Raw genomic sequence first — 5,540 nt, 5'->3', positions numbered from 1 at the left:
CTCCGTCCAGTAGGTGCAGTGAAACCTCCCAGCAGTCATGGAATACCCCCTAGGGGTATCGGCGTTGCGGCTGACATGAGCGAACACGAACACCATCACGGCTCAGGTCATGACATGTCGTCGATGGCTGCGTCGGCCACGCTGCACTGCCTCACCGGATGCGCCATCGGCGAGATCGTCGGGCTCATCGCCGCAACGGCCCTGGGATGGGGCAACGGCCTCAGCACGGCCGTCGCGATAGCCCTCGCGTTCGTCTTCGGGTACACGCTGTCAGCGACACCGCTGCTGCGCTCAGGCATCCCCGCCAAGCAGGCGCTCCTGCTCGTCCTCGCAGCGGACACCGTCTCGATCGCCACGATGGAGCTCGTCGACAACCTCGTCATGTGGCTCGTACCGGGTGCGATGGACGCACGGTTGATGGACCTGCTGTTCTGGGTCTCGATGGCGGTGGCTCTCGTCGCGGCCTACGTCGCCGCCTACCCGGTGAACAAGCACTTGCTGCGCCAGGGCAGAGGGCACGCGATCACTCACCACGCCAGCGGTGCAGCGATGGACAACAAACCCCTGGCGTACGCCATCACCGCGTTCCTCCTCGGGGGCGCCGTGGCATCGCTCGGCACACTGCTGTGAACCCACGCCGCTCTGACAGAACTCAGAGGGACGTCCGCTATGTTCGTCGAACACGCCCCCGAAGCGAAAGGCCGCACCTCATGAACCGTCGAAATCTGGCCGCCACTGCGGCCGCCGCCGTGGCATTGGGCGCCGGCACCGCATGTTCCTCCGGCAGCGACCATTCCTCGCACTCAGGCATGCCGACGTCGGCCGCGGCCACGTCGACGTCGGCCTCCTCCGGCCATGGTCACATGCACGAGATGGACGGCGGCCCGGCCCCGGCGGACATGACCCCGGCGAAGAACCCGAGATTCCCGGTGGGCAGCAGGGTCACGCTGACGACCGATCACATGGACGGCATGAAAAATGCCCCCGCGACCGTCGTCGGGGCCTACCGCACCGCCACATATGCGGTGAACTACCAGCCCACCACCGGCGGTGCGATGGTCAAGAACCACAAGTGGGTCGTGCAGCAAGAGCTGAAGAGCGCCGGCACAGAACACCTCGCCGACGGGGAAGCCGTCACCATCACAGCTGACCACATGGACGGCATGCAGGGCGCCAAGGGCACCATCGCGTCGTCCACCACTCAGACGGTGTACATGGTCGACTACACGGCCGACGGAATGACGATGAAGAACCACAAGTGGGTGGTGGAGGACGAGATGAAGTCTCGTTGAGGTCGCACCGATCGTTGCGCCGGCCCGGCTGCGCCCTCGCGTGAACGCACAACTCGTCGCGTGCAGGGTCGCGATGCCCAGCGACGTTCCGACGAGCGTGACGAGCAACGCGCCGGGCCCTTTCGACCGGCCGACGCGGGGTGGCGCGCGGCCGGGTGCGTGCGCAGACTACCCACCCGTGGGGTCTGAAACTCCGCAATGCAGAGTTTTAGACCCCAAGCCATGAGTTGAGGGCCGAAACCCTGCAGTGCAGAGTTTCGGCCCTCAACTCGTCAACCCGTTCAGGTCGCCGGACGGCGCGACATCGATGCCGACTCAGCGCTCTTCCTCTTCTGAGCGCTTCCTCAACGCTCACTTCGGCAGGATCCTCGCTTCGCTGCGGTCCTACCTCCGCTCGCTTGATCGTCAGCGCTCTTCATCACCGCGGATGAAGGCCTCCAACATCTCGCGGCCGACGGTGTCCTCGCGCTGCTCGGGCGGGCTCTTCATGAGGTAGCTCGACGCGGACAGCAGCGGGCCGCCGACACCACGGTCCTTGGCGATCTTCGCGGCGCGGATGGCGTCGATGATGATGCCGGCCGAGTTCGGCGAGTCCCACACCTCGAGCTTGTACTCCAGGTTGAGCGGCACGTCACCGAACGCGCGGCCCTCGAGGCGCACGTACGCCCACTTGCGGTCGTCGAGCCACGCGACATAGTCGGACGGGCCGATGTGCACGTTCTTGTCGTCGATCTTGCCGGCGAGCGAACCGGAGAGGTTCGACGTCACGGCCTGCGTCTTCGATACCTTCTTCGACTCGAGGCGCTCACGCTCGAGCATGTTCTTGAAGTCCATGTTGCCGCCGACGTTGAGCTGGTACGTGCGATCCAGCGCGACACCGCGGTCCTCGAACAGCTTCGCCATGACGCGGTGCGTGATCGTCGCGCCGACCTGGCTCTTGATGTCGTCACCGATGATCGGCACGCCCGCGTCCTCGAACTTCTTCGCCCACTCCGGGTCGGACGCGATGAAGACGGGCAGCGCGTTGACGAACGCGACACCCGCGTCGATCGCGCACTGAGCGTAGAACTTGTCGGCGCTCTCCGAACCGACGGGCAGGTAGCTGACGAGGACGTCGACCTGCGCGTCCTTGAGCGCCTGCACGACGTCGACGGGCTCCGCGTCCGACTCGTCGATCGTCATGGCGTAGTACTTGCCGACACCATCGAGGGTGTGCCCGCGCTGCACGATGACGCCCGTCGGCGGCACGTCCGCGATCTTGATCGTGTTGTTCTCGGAGTTGTTGATCGCCTCCGACAGGTCGAACCCGACCTTCTTCGCGTCGACGTCGAACGCCGCGACGAACTCGACGTCACCGACGTGGTAGTCGCCGAACGTGACGTGCATGAGACCCGGCACGTGTGCGTCAGCGGACGCGTTCTTGTAGTACTCGACACCCTGCACGAGCGAACTCGCGCAGTTGCCGACGCCGACGATGGCGACGCGAATATTTCCCATGGAACTCACTCCGTTGTGGACGAGCCTTCGATCCTGACGAACGACGCGAGCGCCGCCCGAATCGTCAGGTCTCGGAGGCGAGGGGGCGCGGATCGGCAACAGCCTTCCGCTCGATCTCGATGAGTTCGTTCACCCAACGCACCTCACGCTCCGTCGACTCGATGTCATGACGGAACAGCTCCGCAATGTACGAATCGCGTGTGCTGCGGCTGTCCATCGCCTGTTCGCGGGAGCGCTCGAGACGCTCCTGCAACCGCAGACGTCGCCCCTCGAGGATGCGCAGGCGCACCTCTGCGCTCGCGCGCGAGAAGAAGGCGAAGTGCACGTCGAAGTTCTCGTCGTCCCACGATGCCGGGCCGGAGCGCGACAACTGATCCGCGAAATGATCCCGACCCTCGTCGGTGATCTCGTACGTGATGCGCGGGCGCCGACCGCCGGGAGCGAACGACGCGCTCTCGGAGATGAGGCCCTTGCGGGACAGCTTCGCGAGACACGGATACAGCGACCCGTAGCTCACGACACGAAACGCACCGAGCACACCGGTGAGCCGCTTGCGCAACTCGTACCCGTGCAAGGGCGCCTCATGCAGCAGACCGAGGACGGCGAACTCGAGCACCGTGCCACGACGTGACATGCCACTCTCCTTCGCCTCGAAACAGTCTGCGTCGCACCGCGCGACACGAATGCTCAGTTTTTCAAACGGACGCGCCACACGGAAATGACGAGCGGGTGAACGCTCAGAGACATTCCTAACAGATGTATCGAGTCGAGATATCGAAACGCGGCAAACTTCTTCCGAACGGGTGGGGATGGCGAGAGGCCAGCGCCACCCGTCGGCACAGCGCCACGCCGGAGGATCTGCGCGCCACGCCGGCTGACCGGAGTAGGTCCCCGGGCCGCAAGGACGCCCTGGCGTGAGCCTTCCGCGCGACCCTTTGCCGCCCGTGAGGGCGCGCGTCAGGCCAGCGCGAGGGCGACGAGGGCGCCGGCGATCATGAACGGGCCGAACGGCATGCGCGCCTGCCGTCCCCTGCCGCGCGCGAGCAGCACGACGCCCCAGGCACCGCCGAGCAGGAACGCCGCGAACGCGCCGGTGAGCCACACGTCCCACCCTGCCCAGGCGAGCAGCGCGCCGAGCGTCGGGGCAAGTTTCACGTCGCCGAGCCCCATGCCGGAGCCGCCGCCGAGCAACGCGAGAGCGAGGTAGCACACGCCCAGCGCGACGGCACCAGCGATGGCGCGGTGGGCGGCGTCAGCGTCGAAGACCGTCGTGCCGGAGCGGTGTGCGTCGACAAGACCCGCCAGCACGAGACCGCCCGCGACGACGCCCGCCGCGCGCAACGTCAGCGCGTTGGGCAGGCGATGGACGTCGAGATCGATGACGGCGAGCCTGACGAGGGTGGGCGCGACGAGTACGAGCGTCAGCACGAGGCCGGGCCGCGTACCCCACCACACCTGCATCGCCGCACCCATGAGCACGACGGCGAGCGTCGACGCTGCCAGCCACACGATGTCGAGGCGTGCGAGCGCCGGCGCGCGGTAGGTGACGCCCTGACGATGGCCTGCGGCGACGACCTCGCGCGCACCGAGCGTCAACGCACCGAGGAGGAAGAGCGTGACACCGGTCACGGGCAGCAGCATGCGTCGATCATGTCAGCGCAACAGGCATCGGGCGCCGTTGCCGATCGAGCAGTTTCCCGCGCCAGGCACGAGACCGGCGACGAGACTGGCCGGGTGGGCCCTGCGAAACGAGCGCGCGTCACCGCACCGCCGCGAGCAGCCGCGCACATACCTCGCGGCCACCGAGGACGCCGGACGCCGTCGTCACCTGCAGGCCCGGGCACGTCCAGTCGAGATCGTCGAGCTCCCCGTGGCGCGGACGGACGGGGGCGTCGACGGACGTCAACAGGTCCGTGTCGAGCAGCGAATCGCCCGCCGCGGCCGTGAACGTCGAACCCGTGCGACGCCGCACCTCCGCCAGGCCTCGCGACTTGCGCAGCGGCCGCGGCACGACGTACAGCTTGCGGCCCTGCAGCGACACCTCCCAGCCGCGCTCACCCGCCCACCCCGTCAGGTCGCGCACCACCGACGCCGGCAACTCGGCGCGCTCCACGACGAGGTAGGCGAACATGCCCTCGGCGTCGCGCAGCTTGCGCAGCCACCCCGGATCGGCGATCGCCTCGAGGTGCTCGCGGATCTCGGCGAGAGGCGCGCACGAGCCGTCGAGCTCGTCGAGGACGGCACGGTGGTAGTCCTCGTCGCTGACGCCGTCGACGAGCAGGAACCCTCCGTTCGTCGTGACGGCGTACTGCGGGTCGATCGGCAGCCGGATGCGCTCGTACTGCGCACGCGTCCGCGTCGTCGACGGCACGAACGTCGCCACGCGATGCATCTCCTGCACGAGCGCGACGGCGTCGACCGTCAGATACGACAACGGCAGCTTGTCGTACACCTCCGCCACGAGCAGGACGGGTGCGTCGGCGTCAGCGCCGGCGAGTGCGAGCGCCTTCGCGGAGTAGACGAGCGTCCGGTCGAGGTCGCACGCGACGATGGCGTCCCCGCCTGAGGGCCGGGGCGGCGCGGCGTCCGCGTAGGCCGCGACGAGGGCGCGCAGCTCGTCCGTCATCGGCATCGAGACGGGATGCGTCGTCATGCTTGCTCCTTCGGGTCGCGTGTGGCCGAGGTGCCGTCATCGCCGGTCGCCCCGCGGGTGAAGCGCGGGTGGATGAGGCCGACGCAGCTGTAGTCGAG

The 5,540-nt window shown here is 67.7% G+C and carries 6 protein-coding genes; 2 read left to right on the top strand and 4 right to left on the bottom strand.

Annotation, left to right across the window (positions count from 1 at the left end; all coding sequences use genetic code 11):
• Positions 1-123: 123 nt before the first annotated feature.
• Positions 124-630, top strand: coding sequence for a DUF4396 domain-containing protein (locus B2284_RS12090; protein WP_256594805.1), 507 nt, complete (start codon positions 124-126; stop codon positions 628-630).
• An 80-nt stretch (positions 631-710) separates the two neighbouring features.
• The gene (locus tag B2284_RS12085) at positions 711-1,292 is read left to right on the top strand and encodes a YdhK family protein (RefSeq protein WP_074045826.1); all 582 of its coding nucleotides are present in this window, start codon (positions 711-713) and stop codon (positions 1,290-1,292) included.
• A gap of 405 nt (positions 1,293-1,697) precedes the next feature.
• On the opposite strand, the gene B2284_RS12080 is transcribed toward B2284_RS12085, so the two are convergent.
• The 4 genes from B2284_RS12080 to B2284_RS12065 all read right to left on the bottom strand — a co-directional run bounded on the left by B2284_RS12080 (position 1,698) and on the right by B2284_RS12065 (position 5,442).
• Positions 1,698-2,789 (bottom strand): inositol-3-phosphate synthase, encoded by a 1,092-nt coding sequence (locus tag B2284_RS12080; RefSeq protein ID WP_006944606.1) that lies wholly within the window; start codon positions 2,787-2,789, stop codon positions 1,698-1,700.
• Positions 2,790-2,853: 64 nt separating this feature from the next.
• Positions 2,854-3,423, bottom strand: a complete 570-nt coding sequence (locus B2284_RS12075; RefSeq protein WP_038566193.1) for a PadR family transcriptional regulator — start codon at positions 3,421-3,423, stop codon at positions 2,854-2,856.
• Between the two features lie 323 nt (positions 3,424-3,746).
• Positions 3,747-4,430, bottom strand: coding sequence for a prepilin peptidase (locus B2284_RS12070; protein ID WP_074041089.1), 684 nt, complete (start codon positions 4,428-4,430; stop codon positions 3,747-3,749).
• Between the two features lie 118 nt (positions 4,431-4,548).
• Complete coding sequence (locus B2284_RS12065; protein ID WP_197418856.1) at positions 4,549-5,442, bottom strand: HAD family hydrolase; 894 nt, start codon at positions 5,440-5,442, stop codon at positions 4,549-4,551.
• Positions 5,443-5,540: the final 98 nt, after the last annotated feature.

Source organism: Dermacoccus sp. UBA1591, assembly GCF_002322065.1.
GTDB classification, from domain to species: domain Bacteria; phylum Actinomycetota; class Actinomycetes; order Actinomycetales; family Dermatophilaceae; genus Dermacoccus; species Dermacoccus nishinomiyaensis.
The sequence above is the reverse complement of the archived record's forward strand: the minus strand, read 5'-3'. Positions and strand labels throughout refer to the sequence as shown.

Excerpts from the sequence above, each read along its gene's own strand:
- B2284_RS12090 (WP_256594805.1), top strand. The coding sequence starts at position 124 with ATGGCTGCGTCGGCCACGCTGCACTGCCTCACCGGATGCGCCATCGGC.
- B2284_RS12085 (WP_074045826.1), top strand. The coding sequence starts at position 711 with ATGAACCGTCGAAATCTGGCCGCCACTGCGGCCGCCGCCGTGGCATTG.
- B2284_RS12080 (WP_006944606.1), bottom strand. The coding sequence starts at position 2,789 with ATGGGAAATATTCGCGTCGCCATCGTCGGCGTCGGCAACTGCGCGAGT.
- B2284_RS12075 (WP_038566193.1), bottom strand. The coding sequence starts at position 3,423 with ATGTCACGTCGTGGCACGGTGCTCGAGTTCGCCGTCCTCGGTCTGCTG.
- B2284_RS12070 (WP_074041089.1), bottom strand. The coding sequence starts at position 4,430 with ATGCTGCTGCCCGTGACCGGTGTCACGCTCTTCCTCCTCGGTGCGTTG.
- B2284_RS12065 (WP_197418856.1), bottom strand. The coding sequence starts at position 5,442 with ATGACGACGCATCCCGTCTCGATGCCGATGACGGACGAGCTGCGCGCC.